This is a genomic window from Pseudophaeobacter sp. 1A09344 (assembly GCF_041008745.1).
Classification (GTDB): Bacteria; Pseudomonadota; Alphaproteobacteria; order Rhodobacterales; family Rhodobacteraceae; genus Phycobacter; species Phycobacter gallaeciensis_A.
The window spans coordinates 1-15,264 of the sequence record NZ_JAXGFS010000009.1; the positions used below are offsets into that span (position 1 = coordinate 1).

Sequence of the window (15,264 nt, forward strand, 5' to 3'; positions counted from 1 at the left end):
ATCACCAACGGTCAATAGAGGACCAAACACTGAACAGAGCGAACTAACAACCGCGGACTCAAAGGGGAGCAGGTCACAAGTTTCGAAGGAACGCCTGAAGCTGAATTCCGGACTTCAAGAAGAACGGTTATTTGTTCAGGAGAGATCCCGTATTTTCGCGGAGCTGACGTCCACGATGGTTTTATCCCCTGCAGTGGCGGAAAAAGAGCGCAAGCGAAGCTTTTTTCTCACTACGGTAAGCAACTGGTTCTGGACATTGGTCCGGCGAATGTTGCTGTCAGGGAACTTAATAGACCTCAAGCCGCATATCCGATTTATGCGCTGGGGGAGGTCGAATTCCGTTGCAAAGGCAACTACTCCAGCTCATCTGGTAGCGCGGCGCCATTTATGGTCGGCTGCGGTTCTAGGTTCAGCGAGGGGGTGGGAGCCGTTTCGCTTCAGGCCAAGGACGGAAAGCGAAAACACTTGACGGTTTGGGTCGACGCCCCCCTTTGATCTTCGACCAGTTGCGGATTGTGGGCATCTTCACGGCCCAATGGTTTCGGCTTTTTGCGTGACTTGCCGGAGCCGACCGTGTTCAGAGTACAAGCGCCAACAGCCCCACACACAGACCACCTGCACCGGCCCCGATAATCGCCGGCGCAAGCCAGCCCCAGGAACTGCGTGGGTGCGCCTCTGTGTCCTGCACCTGCGCGACAAGCGCTCGTTCCACCAGCGCGGGCAGGCGCGGGCCAAAGCGGGCCATCACCCGGGCCGTGCTGAGCAGATCCGACGCCACCGCGCGCGGGCCGATGGATTTCTTGATGTAATCCTCGACCACGGGGCGGGCGGCTTCCCAGATGTTGATATGAGGATCCAGCGAACGGGCGACACCTTCAACAACGACCATGGTGCGTTGCAAAAGGATCAGCTCGGTCCGGGTTTCCATGCCGAACCGCTCGGTCACCTCGAACAGATAATTCAGCAGGCGGCCCATGGAGATATGGCTGGCGTCCATGCCAAAGATCGGCTCCCCGACCGCGCGCAGGGCGCGGGCGAATTCATCCACGTCTCGGTCGGCGGGGACATAGCCGGCTTCGAAATGCACCTCGGCGACACGTTTGTAATCGCGCTTGATGAAGCCAAACAGGATTTCGGCGTAAACCCGGCGGGTGTATTCGTCGATGTGCCCCATGATTCCGAAATCATAGGCGATGATATCGCCATTGGCGGCGACCTTCAGATTGCCTTGGTGCATGTCGGCGTGGAAGAAGCCATCGCGCAGGGCGTGTTGCAGGAACAGGGTCAGCACCCGTGCGCCCAGCACCTGCCTGTCGTGGCCCGCCGCATCGATGGCGTCATTGTCACCCAGCGGCACACCGTCAGCCCAGCCCAGCGTCATCACCCGGCGTGCCGAGTGGTTCCATTGAACCGGCGGCAGGGTAAAGCCCTCGTCCTGTCCCGTGTTGGCGGCAAATTCCGAGGCGGCGGCGCTTTCCAGACGCAGGTCCAGCTCACCCTGTACCACGCCGTCGAAATGTTCGATCACATCCATAGGGCGCAGGCGCCGGGCGCCAGGGGCGAAAAGGTCGACGATGCGCGCTGCGAAATAGAAGGCGTCCACGTCTTTTCGGAAGGCGCGTTCAATGCCGGGGCGCAGCACCTTTACGGCGACGTATTCTCCGGTATCTGCCAGCCGCGCCCGATGCACCTGCGCGATTGATGCGGCGGCAATCGGCTCGCTGAACTCGGAAAAGACCTCATCCACCGGTCGGCCCAGCTCTTTTGCCACTTCGGCCATCGCAACTCCGCGCGGGAAGGGGGGCAATTTGTCCTGTAGGACGCGAAGCTGCTGGGCCAGATCATCGCCCACCACATCGGGACGGGTGGACAGGACCTGTCCGAACTTGATGTAGGCCGGTCCCAGCGCGGTCAGAGCGCGGGTCGCGGCGGGCATCTGTGGATCGCCCTTGTAGCCCAGCCATTTGAATGGCCAGCCAAGGGTATGCGCCAGGATGCGCAGCGGCTTTGGCGCTTCAAAGGCGTCCAGTACCACGTTCATGGCGCCGGTACGCTCCAACGTGGCGCCGGTGCGGATCAGGCGGATAATGTTGTGGGGACCGCGCATGGATCAGATCTTCCAGCCGGAGTGCAGCGCCGCGATGCCCAGGGACAGGTTGCGGTATTTTGCATTCGCGAATCCGGCGTCCTTTACCATCTGAAGGAAGGTCTCTTGGTCGGGGAATTTGCGGATCGATTCGACCAGATACTGATAGCTGTCGTAGTCATTGGCAATCAGCTTGCCCATCCGGGGGATGACGTTGAAGCTGTAAAGATCATAAAGCTTCTGCATGCCGTCATTCGGGAGCTGCGAGAATTCCAGCACCATCAGGCGGCCACCGGGTTTCAACACGCGGTAGGCCTCCTCCAGCGCCTTTTGCGGGCGGGTGACGTTCCGGATCCCGAAGGAGATCGTGTAGACGTCAAAGGTATTGTCCTTGAACGGCAGCGCCATGGCATCGCCTGTGACCCAATCCAGGCTGTCGGCCATCTGAGCGGCTTCTGCGCGCATGCGGCCTTCCTCCAGCATTGGCTGGGTCAGATCCAACACGGTGGAATGGCCGTGCCCGGCGCGTTTCAGGAAGCGGAAGGAAATGTCGCCGGTGCCGCCTGCCACGTCCAGAAGACGCTGACCGGGGCGCGGCGCCAGCCAGTCCATCATCGCATCCTTCCAGATGCGGTGGATGCCGACGCTCATCACGTCGTTCATCACGTCGTATTTCGAGGCAACAGAGTTGAAGACGCCCTGCACGCGGCCCGCCTTTTCCCGCTCGGGAACGGTTTCAAAGCCGAAATGGGTGGTGGTGTCGTTTGTATCGCTCATGCGGCTTGCCGTTTTCCTAGGTTCGTCCCAGTTATAGGGCGCTTGCGGTCGGGCACAATGCGGCCCATGCATCTAAAGTGTCAGGAGCGATGTAATGCCAGAATTGCCAGAGGTCGAGACGGTGCGCCAAGGTTTGGCGCCTGCAATGGAAGGCGCGGTGATAACGCGGGCCGCAGTGAACCGCCCGGATCTGCGCTGGCCCTTCCCCGATCGTATGGCGGAGAGGTTGACCGGAGCCCGGGTCAATGCACTGAGACGCCGGTCGAAATACATCCTGGCCGATCTCGATACGGGGGAAACCCTGCTGGTGCATCTGGGCATGTCGGGCCGCATGACGGTCTCAGGGGATCCGCTGGGGCGTTTCGTACATGAACATCCGCAGGCCCAGAAGCACGACCATGTAGTGCTGGACATGGACAATGGCGCGCGCATCACCTTCAACGATCCGCGCCGGTTTGGGGCGATGGATCTCTTGGAGACCTTCACGGCAGAGCAGCACAAGCTGCTGTCGGTGCTGGGGCCAGAGCCGCTTGGCAATGATTTCCACGAAGATCACCTGACCGCTGCCTTCAAGGGACGCAACACGCCGGTGAAATCGGCCCTTCTGGATCAGGGAATCATCGCCGGTCTGGGCAATATCTACGTCTGCGAAACGCTGTTCCGGGCCGGGATCTCGCCCAAAAGAAAGGCAGGGCAGATTGCCGCGCCGCGCGTGGCGGCGCTGGTGCCGATCATCCGCACCGTGTTGGAAGATGCCATTCGCGCCGGTGGCTCCTCGCTGAAAGATTTCCGACAAGCCAATGGAGAACTTGGATATTTTCAGCATACCTTTGATGTCTACGGCCGCGAGGGAGAGCCGTGTCGGCGGGAGGGATGCGGCGGAACCATTGCGAGAATCACCCAATCCGGGCGATCGTCTTTCTACTGTGGCAAGTGCCAAAGATAGCTTGAACGAGATATGTCTCGTGATAATGACTCGTTTCTGAACGGAACAATCGAAAGCGATACCCATGGCCTATGAGACGATCAACGTCGAAGTGAAGGACCACGTTTGCCTCATCAAGCTGAACCGACCCGAAGCGTTGAACGCGCTCAATCAAGAGCTGCTGACTGAACTCTGCGCCGCCCTGGAAGAGGCGGACGCCAGCGACAAGGTGCGCTGCATCGTTCTGACCGGTTCGGAAAAGGCATTCGCCGCAGGCGCGGATATCAAAGAGATGTCTTCGATGAGCTTCACCGAGGTGTTCTCGACCAATCTCTTCGCCTTCGTGAACGATCGCATCACGGCCGTCCGCAAGCCGATCATTGCCGCGGTATCAGGCTATGCGCTGGGCGGTGGCTGCGAGCTGGCGATGCTCTGCGATTTCATCATCGCGGCAGATTCGGCCAAGTTCGGTCAACCCGAAATCAACCTCGGCGTCATCGCCGGTATCGGCGGCACCCAGCGTCTGACGCGTTTCGTCGGCAAATCCAAATCCATGGATATGAACCTGACCGGTCGTTTCATGACCGCCGAAGAAGCTGAGCGCGCCGGTCTGGTGTCGCGCGTGGTACCCGGCAAGAAGCTGATCGAAGAAGCGATGGGCGCAGCCCAGAAGATCGCCGAGAAATCCCTGCTGACCGCGATGGCCGTCAAGGAAACCGTGAACCGCTCTTACGAGCTGCCGCTGAGCGAAGGCATGCTGTTCGAGCGCCGCGTCTTCCATTCGATGTTCGCCACCGAAGATCAGAAAGAAGGCATGGCGGCCTTCCTTGAAAAGCGCGAAGCGCAATTCCGCGACAAGTAAGCCGCCCGTACCGATATGAATGCGAAAGGGCAGGCGCGGCCTGCCCTTTCTTTTTGAAAACCGGCCTCGTGTCTATTGGCCTTGCCAAGGTTTGGCAGCCTCTGTATAGACCTCCGCCATACATGCGCGTGCAGCCCGCCTAGGCTAGAATCACACCGGTGGTCGGATCCGGGTTCGGCTGGCATTGCGTCTATTGAAAAACACGAACTCGATACAAAGGTCAGACACCATGGCAAATTCGCCCCAGGCAAAGAAACGCGCCCGTCAGAACGAAAAGCGTTTTGCTGTAAACAAAGCCCGTCGTTCGCGCATCCGCACCTTCCTGCGTAAAGTTGAAGAAGCAATCGCATCCGGCGACAAAGAGGCAGCAACCGCAGCTCTGCGCGCAGCCCAGCCCGAACTGATGCGCGGCGTGACCAAAGGCGTCTACCACAAGAACACCGCCTCGCGGAAAGTGTCCCGCCTGGCCGCCCGCGTCAAAGCGCTGGGTTAAATCTTAAGAAATCTGAAATCTGCCATTGGTGGGTTTTTTACGGAAGGCATCGCGATTTGCGGTGCCTTTCTTTTTTGATCGCTTCTTAAGCCAGTGCTGCAGGCGCGAGAGATTCTTTGCGGCCAAAGCACGAGTCAACATCATAGTTTCGTTGCCGCTTCCCCCCACAAATTGCTACCACTAATACAGCGATTCACTCGCTGGGGGACAGGCTGCTCGCGGTGATCTTAACGGGCATTAAGATCACTTCTAGGGCTCAGATATATTGCGGTCATGCCAGATCGCAGTGGTCTGATACCAGAGCCGTGCCAGATGATCTGGCACATGGTCTTGTTTCGATTTTGGTGCATATCGACTCAACGCGTGTTGTGCGGCGGTCGAAGGATTTTGTGTGTGTTTCAGGATCCGTACCGCCCGACATGGGTACTGCGTCTGGTCTGACCGGCACGCACCGAATGTCCTGTGTGTGAACGCGCCTCCGGACGGGGAGGCTTGATGAAACGATAGGTCGAAAATGGCCGCTGCTTTTGGGGACGCGTGAGGCGTAGCATGACGGAAGAAAAATGGGGACAGCTCAGACAACGATTGCTCAAGACAGTCGGTCAAAACAATTTCACCACCTGGATCGAGCCGCTTGAATTCAGTTCGGTCGATGAAGGCGTCGCGGTCTTTCATGTGCCGACGAACTTCATGGGGAACTATGTCAGCCAGAACTTTGCAGATCTGATTCTGCACGAGCTCAGCATGTCCGGTGAATCGGTACAGCGGCTTGCGTTTAAGGTGGCTGCCAACTCACCTGCCCGCCCGGTGCGGCAGACGGAACGGGCCGCTGAACCCTTTGCCGAAATGGCCGAGGCGAGTACTGTTCAGGCGGGCGCTGCTGCGCGGACCGAGGATGCGGCTGCGTCGTCTTCGTTGTCGCGTGACGGGTTGGATGCCTTGCAGGCGGCACCGCTGGATCCGCGGTTTACCTTTGACAGCTTTGTTGTCGGCAAACCGAACGAGCTGGCCCATGCCGCTGCGCGCCGCGTGGCCGAGGGTGGTCCGGTGACCTTCAATCCGCTGGTGCTCTATGGCGGTGTTGGCCTGGGTAAAACCCACCTGATGCACGCCATCGCCTGGGAGCTGAAAGAACAGAATCCGCAGCTGAACGTGCTTTATCTGTCGGCGGAACAGTTCATGTACCGCTTTGTGCAGGCGCTGCGCGAACGCAAGATGATGGACTTCAAACACCTGTTCCGCTCGGTCGACGTGCTGATGGTGGATGACGTGCAATTCATCGCGGGCAAGGATTCCACGCAGGAAGAATTCTTCCATACCTTCAATGCGCTGGTGGACCAGAACAAGCAGATCATCATTTCGGCGGACCGTGCCCCGGGTGAGATCAAGGATCTTGAGGACCGCGTGAAATCGCGTCTGCAATGTGGTCTGGTGGTGGATCTGCACCCCACCGATTACGAACTGCGTCTCGGCATCCTTCAGACCAAGGTGCAGCAGCACCGCGAAACCTATCCGGGCCTTGAAATCGCTGATGGCGTGCTCGAATTCCTGGCGCATCGCATCTCGACCAACGTGCGTGTTCTCGAAGGCGCTCTGACCCGTCTCTTCGCCTTTGCCTCGCTCGTTGGGCGCGAGATCGACATGGATCTGACACAGGACTGTCTGGCCGATGTGCTGCGCGCCTCGGAGCGTAAAATCACCGTCGAAGAGATCCAGCGCAAGGTGTCGGAATACTACAACATCCGTATGTCGGACATCATCGGCCCCAAGCGCCTGCGTTCCTATGCGCGGCCGCGGCAGGTGGCGATGTATCTGTGCAAGCAGCTGACCAGCCGGTCGCTGCCGGAAATCGGCCGCCGTTTTGGCGGGCGCGACCACACAACCGTGATGCATGGTGTCAAACGGATTGAAGAGCTGAAGACGACCGACGGCCAGATCGCCGAAGACGTCGAAATGCTGCGCCGCTCCCTGGAGGCGTAAGCGCGATCCGACCGAGACGTGACAATGCGGCCCCGGAAATCCGGGGCCGTTTTTCCATGCAGGACCGGGATGCCATTTGTATGCCAGCGGGCAACGTTTGACGGTGTTCTGCGCCCTGCCGATCACAGGCCCCTTGACGCTGCCTCCTTTCCCTTGGAGAAGTCGATAAAAAGCCTTGTATGGCAGGGGTAAACCGCTAATTTGCTTATCCCGGCCACTGCCTGAGGCAAGACAAAAAGGACAAGGGACATGAAGATCAGCATCGAACGCGGCACGCTTCTCAAGGCTGTGGCCCAGGCACAATCGGTCGTAGAGCGGCGTAACACCATTCCGATCCTCGCCAATGTGCTGATCGAAGCCGAGGGCGATACCGCCCAGTTCCGCGCCACCGATCTGGACATCGAAGTGGTCGACAAGGCCCCCGCGCAGGTTGAGCGCGCCGGGGCGACCACCGTGGCTGCGACCACTCTGCATGAGATCGTGCGCAAACTGCCCGACGGCGCGCTGGTGACGTTGACGGCCGATGCCGCTACAGGCCGACTGACGGTCGAGGCAGGCCGGTCGAACTTCTCGCTGGCAACCCTGCCGCGCGAAGATTTCCCGGTGATGGCCTCGTCCGAGTATCATTCGAATTTCACCGCCAACGCGGCCATGCTGCGTCGCCTGTTCGACAAGTCGAAATTTGCGATTTCGACCGAAGAGACGCGCTACTACCTGAACGGTGTCTACATGCATGTGGCCGACAGCTCCGAAGGCGGCAAGGCGCTGCGCTGCGTGGCGACCGATGGTCACCGTCTGGCGCGGATCGACGCGCCGTTGCCGATGGGCGCCGAGGATATGCCGGGCGTGATCGTGCCGCGTAAAACCGTGGGTGAGCTGCGCAAGCTGCTGGACGATGACGAGATGGACATCGCCGTCTCCGTCTCCGAGACCAAGGTTCGCTTTGCCACGCCGAACATCACCCTGACTTCCAAGGTGATCGACGGCACCTTCCCGGATTACACCCGGGTCATTCCGGTGGGGAACACCCGCCGTCTGGAAGTGGATGCAGCCGAATTCGCCAAGGCTGTGGACCGGGTCGCCACCGTCTCTTCGGAACGTTCCCGTGCGGTTAAACTGCAGCTGGAAGAAGATCGCCTGATCCTGTCGGTCAACGCGCCCGACAGCGGCGCCGCCGAGGAAGAGCTGGCGGTTGCCTACAGCGACGAGCGCCTGGAAATCGGCTTTAACGCCAAGTATCTGTTGGAGATCGCCAGCCAGGTGGACCGGGAAAACGCGGTATTCCTGTTCAACTCTTCCGGCGATCCGACCCTGATGCGCGAAGGCAATGACGAAAGCGCGGTTTACGTCGTCATGCCGATGCGCGTCTGACGGCACGGATCCGGCGCTACGGACCCGGCTTAGGGTTCTCACTATCAGGAAAGGGGCGCCCTAAGTGCTTGCCCTGACAGAGTTGACAATGTCTCACTTCCGCTCGCATTTGCGGGCGGAACTGCATTTGGATGGGCGGCCCGTGGCGCTGTTCGGGCCGAATGGGGCGGGTAAGACCAATATCCTTGAGGCGGTATCGCTGTTTTCCCCGGGCCGCGGCCTGCGCCGCGCCAGCGCTGCGGAAATGACCCGCCGCCCAGAGGCGCTGGGGTGGAAATTGAAGGCGACTCTGCAGGCCCCCACACAGTCCTACGAGGTGGAAACCTGGTCCGAAGGCGGCAACGCCCGGCAGGTCAGGATCGACAACAAGGCCTCCAACCAGATCGCACTGGGGCAGATCTGCCGCGTGGTCTGGCTGATCCCTGCGATGGACCGCCTGTGGATTGAAGCCGCCGAGGGCCGTCGCCGGTTTCTGGATCGCATCGTGCTCAGCTTTGACCCTTCGCATGCCGAGGCGACGCTGGCCTATGAAAAGGCGATGCGCGAACGCAACCGCCTGCTGAAAGATCAGAACCGCGATCCGGCCTGGTACCGGGTGTTGGAAACGCAGATGGCCGAGACCGGCCACCGCATCAGCGCCGCGCGTATTGCGGCGGTGTCGCTGCTGCAAGAGGCGCAGGCGGCCGCCGAAACCGCCTTTCCCGTGGCTGAACTGGAGCTGATCCAGACCGAAGGCACCATGCCCGCAAGCGCAGAGGACCTGCGCGAGGCGCTGGCCGAAAGCCGGTTCCGTGATCTGGCGGCGGGGCGCACGCTGGTCGGCCCCCATCGCACCGATCTGATCGGGACCTATGCGGCCAAGGGCGTACCGGCCCGCGATTGTTCCACCGGAGAGCAGAAGGCGCTGCTGGTGTCGCTGATCCTTGCCAATGCCCGTGCGCTTGCGGGGCGCGAAGGGGCGCCGCCGATCGTGTTGTTGGACGAGGTCGCAGCGCATCTGGACGCGGCCCGCCGCGCCGCGCTTTATGATGAGATCTGTGCGCTGGGGGCGCAGGCCTGGATGACGGGGACCGAGGCAGAGCTGTTTGCAGAAATGGGTAGTCGCGCCCAGATGCTGGAAATCACCGAGGGCGAAGCTGGATCAAAGGTAGAGGTGCGGTCATGACCCTGTCGATCTGGGATCTGGTGCTTTATGCGGGCGGGCTGTTCGTTCTGTTCCTCACCCCGGGTCCGGTCTGGCTGGCGCTGCTTGCGCGGGCGGTGTCCGGCGGGTTTCATGCTGCCTGGCCACTGGCGTTGGGAGTGGCTTGCGGCGATATCCTGTGGCCGCTGGTAGCGGTGGCGGGCATGTCCTGGCTGGTGTCCGAATTTGCAGGCATCATGACCGTCCTGCGCTGGGTCGCCTGCCTGATGTTCCTGTTCATGGGGATCACCCTGATCCGCCACGCGGGCGCGCGTATTCAGGAAAACAGCGCTTTACTCCGCCCCGGCACCTGGGCTGGGTTCATGGCCGGGATTGCCGTTATTCTGGGCAATCCCAAAGCGATCCTGTTCTACATGGGGCTGCTGCCGGGGTTCTTTGATCTGTCCGCAGTCACAAAGGTGGATGTGGCAGTGATCGTGACGCTGTCTTTTTTTGTGCCACTGATGGGCAACCTGATTCTGGCGGCGCTGGTGCACCGGTTGCGGGCGCTGCTGTCGTCGCCATCAGCCCTGAAGAAGGTCAATCTGGTGTCCGGCGGCCTCTTGATCTGCGTCGGGCTGATCATTCCCTTTTCCTGACGCCTTGTTGGCCCCGGGTCAGGCCTGCGGCGCCAACCAGGCCTCTAGAAATGGGCGCAGCGCGTCCAGTGGGGTCTGTTCGTTGGGACTGGACATGCAGAACCAGATCGCGATCACCTGATTGAGAAAGGCCTGAATGCCTTCGGCCAGGAATTGCGCCGGGTAATCGTCGCGCACCAGTCCGGCCTGTTGCAGCTGCGCGATCCAATCGCCCCAGATGGCGATCTGGCGGTAAAAGCCTTCGGTCACCACCTCATCCGTTTCAGTTCCGGTGGATCCCGAATAACGCAGTAGCAGATCAAAGATCACCCGGTCTCCGGCCACATACTCCAGCAGGGGTGCGATACGTTCCAGCAGGGCCTCGCGGCTGTTGGGTGCCCCCTTTTCCTCCATCTGGTCCAGATGGCGCATCACCTCGGCCCCGATAAGAACGGCGAGCAGCCCGTCCTTGTCTCGGAAGTGGGAAAACAGCGTGCCCTTGGCCACGCCTGCGCGGTTTACAACGTCTTCAACCTTGAGACCGCTGTAACCTTCGGTCGCAACAAGCTCGGCTGTGACCTCCAGCAGTTTGGCACGGGTTTCTAGTCGGCGTTTCTGGGGCTGTCGCGGCATCTGCGTCCTCATCAAGAAAATGTGACCCTGGTCAATTTAAATATTGACCAGGGTCATTTATTGAGTCAATAAACTGACCAAGGTCAATTTAGTTGTAGGAAGTGTCAGATGTCCACCAAGAAAATCATCGTCCTGAATGGTCACCCCGGTGAAACCTCGCTGTCGAAATCGCTGTGCGATACCTATGCCGCCTCGGCCAAGGCCAAGGGTCACGCGGTGCGCTATCACGATATCTCTGCTATGCAGTTCGACATGGATTACGGGCAGGGCGGTTATAAGAACCCCAAGCCGCTGGAGCCGGATCTGGAAGCCTTCCTTGCAGATCTGGAGTGGGCCGATCACGTGGTGGTGGCAACCCCGCTGTGGTGGGGCGCCATCCCGGCCAAGCTGAAAGGCGTCTTTGATCGCGCGCTACTTCCGGGTCGGACGTTTGACACGCGCAACCCCAACATGATGGGAGTTCCGGCACCGATGCTGACCGGCAAGACCGCCCGGGTGCTGCTGACATCGGACACGCCCCCACTGCTGCTGAGGCTGATTTACAGCAATGCGATCAAGAAAATCATCAGCCGTCAGATCCTTGGCTTTGTCGGTGTGAAGCCGACCCGGTTCTCCTCCTTTGCGCCTGCCACGGATGCCAAGGGCAAGAAGGTCGAGGGCTGGCTGCAAAAAGTCGCCGGTCTGGGGGCAAAAGCCGCTTGAATCCAAGAATAAAAGGGGCGCGTGCGCGTGACATTCCCCCCCGGACTGCGTATAAAATCTGAAAGCAAAAACAGGAACGCGCGAATGTCCGGAAACGAGCACGCCCCCGCCGAATACGGTGCGGATTCCATCAAAGTTCTCAAAGGCTTGGAGGCGGTTCGCAAACGCCCCGGCATGTATATCGGGGACACCGACGATGGATCGGGCCTGCACCATATGGTGTATGAGGTCGTCGACAATGGCATCGACGAGGCACTGGCGGGCCATGCGGACGCCGTGACGGTGAAAATTCACGCCGATTCCAGTGTTTCTGTCAGTGACAACGGTCGCGGCATTCCGGTGGATATCCACGCCGAAGAAGGCGTCTCGGCGGCCGAGGTCATCATGACCCAGCTGCACGCGGGCGGCAAATTCGACAGCAACTCCTACAAGGTCTCTGGCGGTCTGCACGGTGTTGGCGTTTCCGTTGTGAACGCCCTGTCCGACTGGCTGGAGCTGCGCATCTGGCGCAATGGCAAGGAACACATCGCGCGGTTCGAGCGCGGCGACACGGCCAAGCACCTTGAGGTCGTTGGCGACTGCGGTGACCGTACCGGCACCGAGGTCCGCTTCCTGGCGTCGACCGACACGTTCTCGAACCTCGAATACTCCTTTGAAACGCTGGAAAAGCGTCTGCGGGAACTTGCCTTCCTCAACTCTGGTGTGCGGATCATCCTGATCGATGAACGCCCGGCCGAGCGGCTTGAGACTGAGCTGTTCTACGAAGGCGGTGTGAAGGAATTCGTCAAGTACCTCGACCGGTCGAAAAGCCCGGTCATGGATGCCCCGATCTATATCGTAGGTGAAAAGGACGACATCGGCGTCGAAGTGGCGATGTGGTGGAACGACAGCTACCATGAAACCGTGCTGCCATTTACAAACAACATTCCACAGCGCGATGGCGGTACCCATGTGGCGGGCTTCCGCGGTGCGCTGACGCGGACCATCAACAACTACGCGCAGTCTTCCGGGATCGCCAAGAAGGAGAAGGTCTCTTTCACCGGTGACGACGCCCGCGAAGGTCTGACCTGTGTGTTGTCGGTCAAGGTGCCGGATCCCAAGTTCTCCTCTCAGACCAAAGACAAACTGGTCTCCTCCGAGGTGCGCCCGGTGGTGGAAAGCCTGGTGAACGAGAAACTGGCCGAGTGGTTCGAGGAAAACCCGACCCAGGCCAAGGAAATTGTCGGCAAGATCATCGAAGCCGCCCTGGCCCGCGAAGCCGCCCGCAAGGCGCGCGAGCTGACCCGGCGCAAGACGGCAATGGATGTGAACTTCCTCGCCGGCAAGCTGAAGGACTGTTCCGAGAAAGACCCCTCGAAAACCGAAGTCTTCCTCGTCGAGGGTGACTCCGCCGGGGGCTCTGCTCAGACGGGTCGCGACCGCCAGACGCAGGCAATCCTGCCCCTGCGCGGTAAGATCCTGAACGTTGAGCGCGCGCGCTTTGACCGGATGCTGGGAAGCCAGGAAATCGGCAACCTTGTGATGGCGCTTGGCACCGGTATTGGCCGGGATGAGTTCGACATCTCCAAACTGCGCTACCACAAGATCGTCATCATGACCGATGCGGACGTGGACGGCGCCCATATCCGGACGCTTCTGCTGACCTTCTTCTATCGCCAGATGCCCGAGCTGATCGAGGGCGGCTATCTCTATATCGCCCAGCCGCCGCTTTATAAGGTGGCCCGTGGCAAATCCGAGGTCTACCTGAAGGATCAGGCGGCGCTGGATGATTACCTGATCCATCAGGGCGTTGAAGGCGCGGTTCTGAAACTGGGATCGGGGGAGGAAATCGTCGGGCAGGATCTGGCCCGCGTGGTGGATGAGGCGCGTCAGCTGCGTCGTGTCATCGATGCCTTCCCGACCCATTACCCCCGCCATATTCTGGAGCAGGCTGCCGTTGCAGGTGCCTTTGTTCCCGGCGCGGTGGATGCCGACCTGCAGGGCGTTGCCGACAGGGTTGCCAAGCGGCTCGACCTGATTGCACTGGAGTATGAAAAGGGCTGGCAGGGCCGTATTACCCAGGATCACGGTATCCGTCTGGCCCGCATCCTGCGCGGCGTTGAGGAGGTCCGCACGCTGGATGGTCCGATGCTGCGTTCGGGTGAGGCGCGCAAGACCGGCAGCTTTACCCAAAGCCTGCAGGAGATCTACGGCCAGACCGCGACGCTGGTGCGCAAGGAGCGCAGCCAGCTGATCCACGGTCCGCTGGAGCTGTTGAAGGCGATTCTGGAAGAGGGTGAAAAAGGCCTGTCGCTGCAGCGCTACAAGGGGCTGGGCGAGATGAACCCGGATCAGCTGTGGGAAACTACGCTGGACCCGGACGCCCGCACCCTGTTGCAGGTGCGCGTAGACGACATGGTCGAGGCCGACGATCTGTTCACCAAGCTGATGGGTGATGTGGTCGAACCGCGCCGCGAATTCATCCAGAAAAACGCGCTGAGCGTGGAAAACTTGGACTTCTGATCCACAGAATTGCGTTCCGTCAGCCGGTCTATATGTCGGCTGACGAAGCCCGCGTGTCGCGGGGTGGGCGATCAGCTGATTTCGATCAGCTGGTTTGTCGCCTTTTCGATGCTCAGCTGCTGGGCAATCCAGGCCGCAAACATCTTGATCAGCTCCAGATCGCTGCTCTCAAAGGGCGTGCGCGGTTCTGACGAGGTGAAGTTGACCGTGCCGAACCGTTCGCCATCGACCACCAACGGTACCCCGATATAGGTTTCAAGAACAAACAGACTGTAACAGGGGTGGGGCGCGTCTCCGACCTCCTGAGCTGAGCTGCAGGCAATCGGGCCATTGGCCTCCATCGCGCGTGCGCAGCAGCAATCGGCGATCTTGAACCGGCTGCCGCGTTCGATTTCCGCGATCTGGGAATAGCTGTAGAGCACGGTGTAGTCTTCGCCGTGAACCCAGCTAACCAAAGCCGAATCCGTTTGAAAATGGGCGCAACCCATTTTGAGAATTTCACGGATCTTTTCATTGGTCTCAAGCTCTTGATCCGCAGAAACCTGATAGAGCCTGGCGAGCAATTCGTCAAAAGCGCGCGGTTTTGAAATGTCGCGGGTAATACCGAAATACCCCAGAACGACGCCACGGGAATCGCGAATTGGGCCACCTGTTGTTTCGCCTAAAAAGGTTTTTCCATTTGATCGCAAATAGTTGCTTTCGTAATTATGTTGCTCTGCGGATCCGGATGGATTGAAATGTGCCGCGCCTGCGGACAGGTAGCCTTCTTCAGTGGGGTAAAGAATGGCGGTGCTGTGGCCGACCATCTGATCGATGGTGTGGCCAAACATGCTTAACGCGGCATTGTTGGCCCAGACGATGCGGCGGTTTTCATCCGCTACGATGATGGCTTCGGGCAGGTCGCGGAACAGGCTGGGGATCGATACTTTTCCAAGTTTAATATTGGCCGCTTCCTCTGGACGGTGCAGCAGCTCGGCTGAGCAATTGATCATCGAAATCACCTCATCTCAACATTTCTAAAATTGACTGTGCAAAATGGCACAAGCACCAGCGATCGAGCTTTGAAATACGCAAGCCTTGATAGGAGTCGCTGGCTACAATTAAATAAAATGAAAAAGTCGTGAAGAGAATGCAAGATTAAAATTCCACCAAGAGCGGTATCGTGGAGGAAA

General features: G+C 59.7%; 13 protein-coding genes. 9 read left to right on the forward strand and 4 right to left on the reverse strand.

The genetic code is table 11. From position 1 onward, the window contains the following. Nucleotides 1–577: 577 nt before the first annotated feature. Complete coding sequence (ubiB, locus tag SM765_RS15565) at nt 578–2,107, reverse strand: 2-polyprenylphenol 6-hydroxylase (RefSeq protein WP_274835439.1); 1,530 nt, start codon at nt 2,105–2,107, stop codon at nt 578–580. Between the two features lie 3 nt (nt 2,108–2,110). Continuing rightward, nucleotides 2,111–2,863 carry a bifunctional demethylmenaquinone methyltransferase/2-methoxy-6-polyprenyl-1,4-benzoquinol methylase UbiE gene (ubiE, locus tag SM765_RS15570; RefSeq protein WP_065272196.1) on the reverse strand — a complete coding sequence of 251 codons (753 nt, stop codon included), beginning with the start codon at nt 2,861–2,863 and terminating at the stop codon, nt 2,111–2,113. A 94-nt stretch (nt 2,864–2,957) separates the two neighbouring features. Here ubiE and mutM point away from each other — a divergent pair, with 94 nt between their 5' ends. The 7 genes from mutM (at nt 2,958) to SM765_RS15605 (ending at nt 10,276) form a co-directional block, all read left to right on the forward strand. Beyond that, complete coding sequence (gene mutM / locus SM765_RS15575; protein WP_274829426.1) at nt 2,958–3,809, forward strand: bifunctional DNA-formamidopyrimidine glycosylase/DNA-(apurinic or apyrimidinic site) lyase; 852 nt, start codon at nt 2,958–2,960, stop codon at nt 3,807–3,809. Between the two features lie 64 nt (nt 3,810–3,873). Further along, nucleotides 3,874–4,650 (forward strand): acryloyl-CoA hydratase, encoded by a 777-nt coding sequence (gene acuK / locus SM765_RS15580; protein ID WP_065272198.1) that lies wholly within the window; start codon nt 3,874–3,876, stop codon nt 4,648–4,650. A 229-nt stretch (nt 4,651–4,879) separates the two neighbouring features. Beyond that, nucleotides 4,880–5,143 (forward strand): 30S ribosomal protein S20, encoded by a 264-nt coding sequence (gene rpsT / locus SM765_RS15585; RefSeq protein ID WP_065272199.1) that lies wholly within the window; start codon nt 4,880–4,882, stop codon nt 5,141–5,143. A gap of 549 nt (nt 5,144–5,692) precedes the next feature. Continuing rightward, nucleotides 5,693–7,123, forward strand: coding sequence for a chromosomal replication initiator protein DnaA (gene dnaA, locus SM765_RS15590; protein WP_274837920.1), 1,431 nt, complete (start codon nt 5,693–5,695; stop codon nt 7,121–7,123). A 249-nt stretch (nt 7,124–7,372) separates the two neighbouring features. After that, nucleotides 7,373–8,494, forward strand: coding sequence for a DNA polymerase III subunit beta (gene dnaN, locus SM765_RS15595; protein ID WP_065272201.1), 1,122 nt, complete (start codon nt 7,373–7,375; stop codon nt 8,492–8,494). 64 nt (nt 8,495–8,558) lie between these two features. Beyond that, nucleotides 8,559–9,659, forward strand: coding sequence for a DNA replication/repair protein RecF (gene recF / locus SM765_RS15600; protein ID WP_274837921.1), 1,101 nt, complete (start codon nt 8,559–8,561; stop codon nt 9,657–9,659). Continuing rightward, on the forward strand, nt 9,656–10,276 hold the full coding sequence (locus tag SM765_RS15605; RefSeq protein ID WP_274835438.1) for a LysE family translocator: 621 nt from the start codon (nt 9,656–9,658) through the stop codon (nt 10,274–10,276). The genes recF and SM765_RS15605 overlap by 4 nt, the downstream gene beginning before the upstream one ends. 18 nt (nt 10,277–10,294) lie before the next feature. On the opposite strand, the gene SM765_RS15610 is transcribed toward SM765_RS15605, so the two are convergent. Then, the gene (locus SM765_RS15610) at nt 10,295–10,888 is read right to left on the reverse strand and encodes a TetR/AcrR family transcriptional regulator (protein WP_274835437.1); all 594 of its coding nucleotides are present in this window, start codon (nt 10,886–10,888) and stop codon (nt 10,295–10,297) included. Nucleotides 10,889–10,996: 108 nt separating this feature from the next. On the opposite strand from SM765_RS15610, the gene SM765_RS15615 reads away from it, so the two are divergent. Both SM765_RS15615 and gyrB read left to right on the forward strand, forming a co-directional pair. Further along, the gene (locus SM765_RS15615; RefSeq protein WP_274831645.1) at nt 10,997–11,590 is read left to right on the forward strand and encodes an NAD(P)H-dependent oxidoreductase; all 594 of its coding nucleotides are present in this window, start codon (nt 10,997–10,999) and stop codon (nt 11,588–11,590) included. 84 nt (nt 11,591–11,674) lie between these two features. Then, nucleotides 11,675–14,092 (forward strand): DNA topoisomerase (ATP-hydrolyzing) subunit B, encoded by a 2,418-nt coding sequence (gene gyrB / locus SM765_RS15620; protein ID WP_065272206.1) that lies wholly within the window; start codon nt 11,675–11,677, stop codon nt 14,090–14,092. A 71-nt stretch (nt 14,093–14,163) separates the two neighbouring features. On the opposite strand, the gene SM765_RS15625 is transcribed toward gyrB, so the two are convergent. Then, nucleotides 14,164–15,084: a PAS domain S-box protein gene (locus SM765_RS15625; RefSeq protein WP_368981626.1), complete on the reverse strand. Its 921-nt coding sequence runs from the start codon at nt 15,082–15,084 to the stop codon at nt 14,164–14,166. Nucleotides 15,085–15,264: the final 180 nt, after the last annotated feature.

Excerpts from the sequence above, each read along its gene's own strand:
- SM765_RS15625 (WP_368981626.1), bottom strand. The coding sequence starts at position 15,084 with ATGATCAATTGCTCAGCCGAGCTGCTGCACCGTCCAGAGGAAGCGGCC.
- SM765_RS15605 (WP_274835438.1), top strand. The coding sequence starts at position 9,656 with ATGACCCTGTCGATCTGGGATCTGGTGCTTTATGCGGGCGGGCTGTTC.
- ubiE (WP_065272196.1), bottom strand. The coding sequence starts at position 2,863 with ATGAGCGATACAAACGACACCACCACCCATTTCGGCTTTGAAACCGTT.
- acuK (WP_065272198.1), top strand. The coding sequence starts at position 3,874 with ATGGCCTATGAGACGATCAACGTCGAAGTGAAGGACCACGTTTGCCTC.
- dnaN (WP_065272201.1), top strand. The coding sequence starts at position 7,373 with ATGAAGATCAGCATCGAACGCGGCACGCTTCTCAAGGCTGTGGCCCAG.
- mutM (WP_274829426.1), top strand. The coding sequence starts at position 2,958 with ATGCCAGAATTGCCAGAGGTCGAGACGGTGCGCCAAGGTTTGGCGCCT.
- rpsT (WP_065272199.1), top strand. The coding sequence starts at position 4,880 with ATGGCAAATTCGCCCCAGGCAAAGAAACGCGCCCGTCAGAACGAAAAG.
- SM765_RS15610 (WP_274835437.1), bottom strand. The coding sequence starts at position 10,888 with ATGCCGCGACAGCCCCAGAAACGCCGACTAGAAACCCGTGCCAAACTG.
- gyrB (WP_065272206.1), top strand. The coding sequence starts at position 11,675 with ATGTCCGGAAACGAGCACGCCCCCGCCGAATACGGTGCGGATTCCATC.
- SM765_RS15615 (WP_274831645.1), top strand. The coding sequence starts at position 10,997 with ATGTCCACCAAGAAAATCATCGTCCTGAATGGTCACCCCGGTGAAACC.
- ubiB (WP_274835439.1), bottom strand. The coding sequence starts at position 2,107 with ATGCGCGGTCCCCACAACATTATCCGCCTGATCCGCACCGGCGCCACG.
- dnaA (WP_274837920.1), top strand. The coding sequence starts at position 5,693 with ATGACGGAAGAAAAATGGGGACAGCTCAGACAACGATTGCTCAAGACA.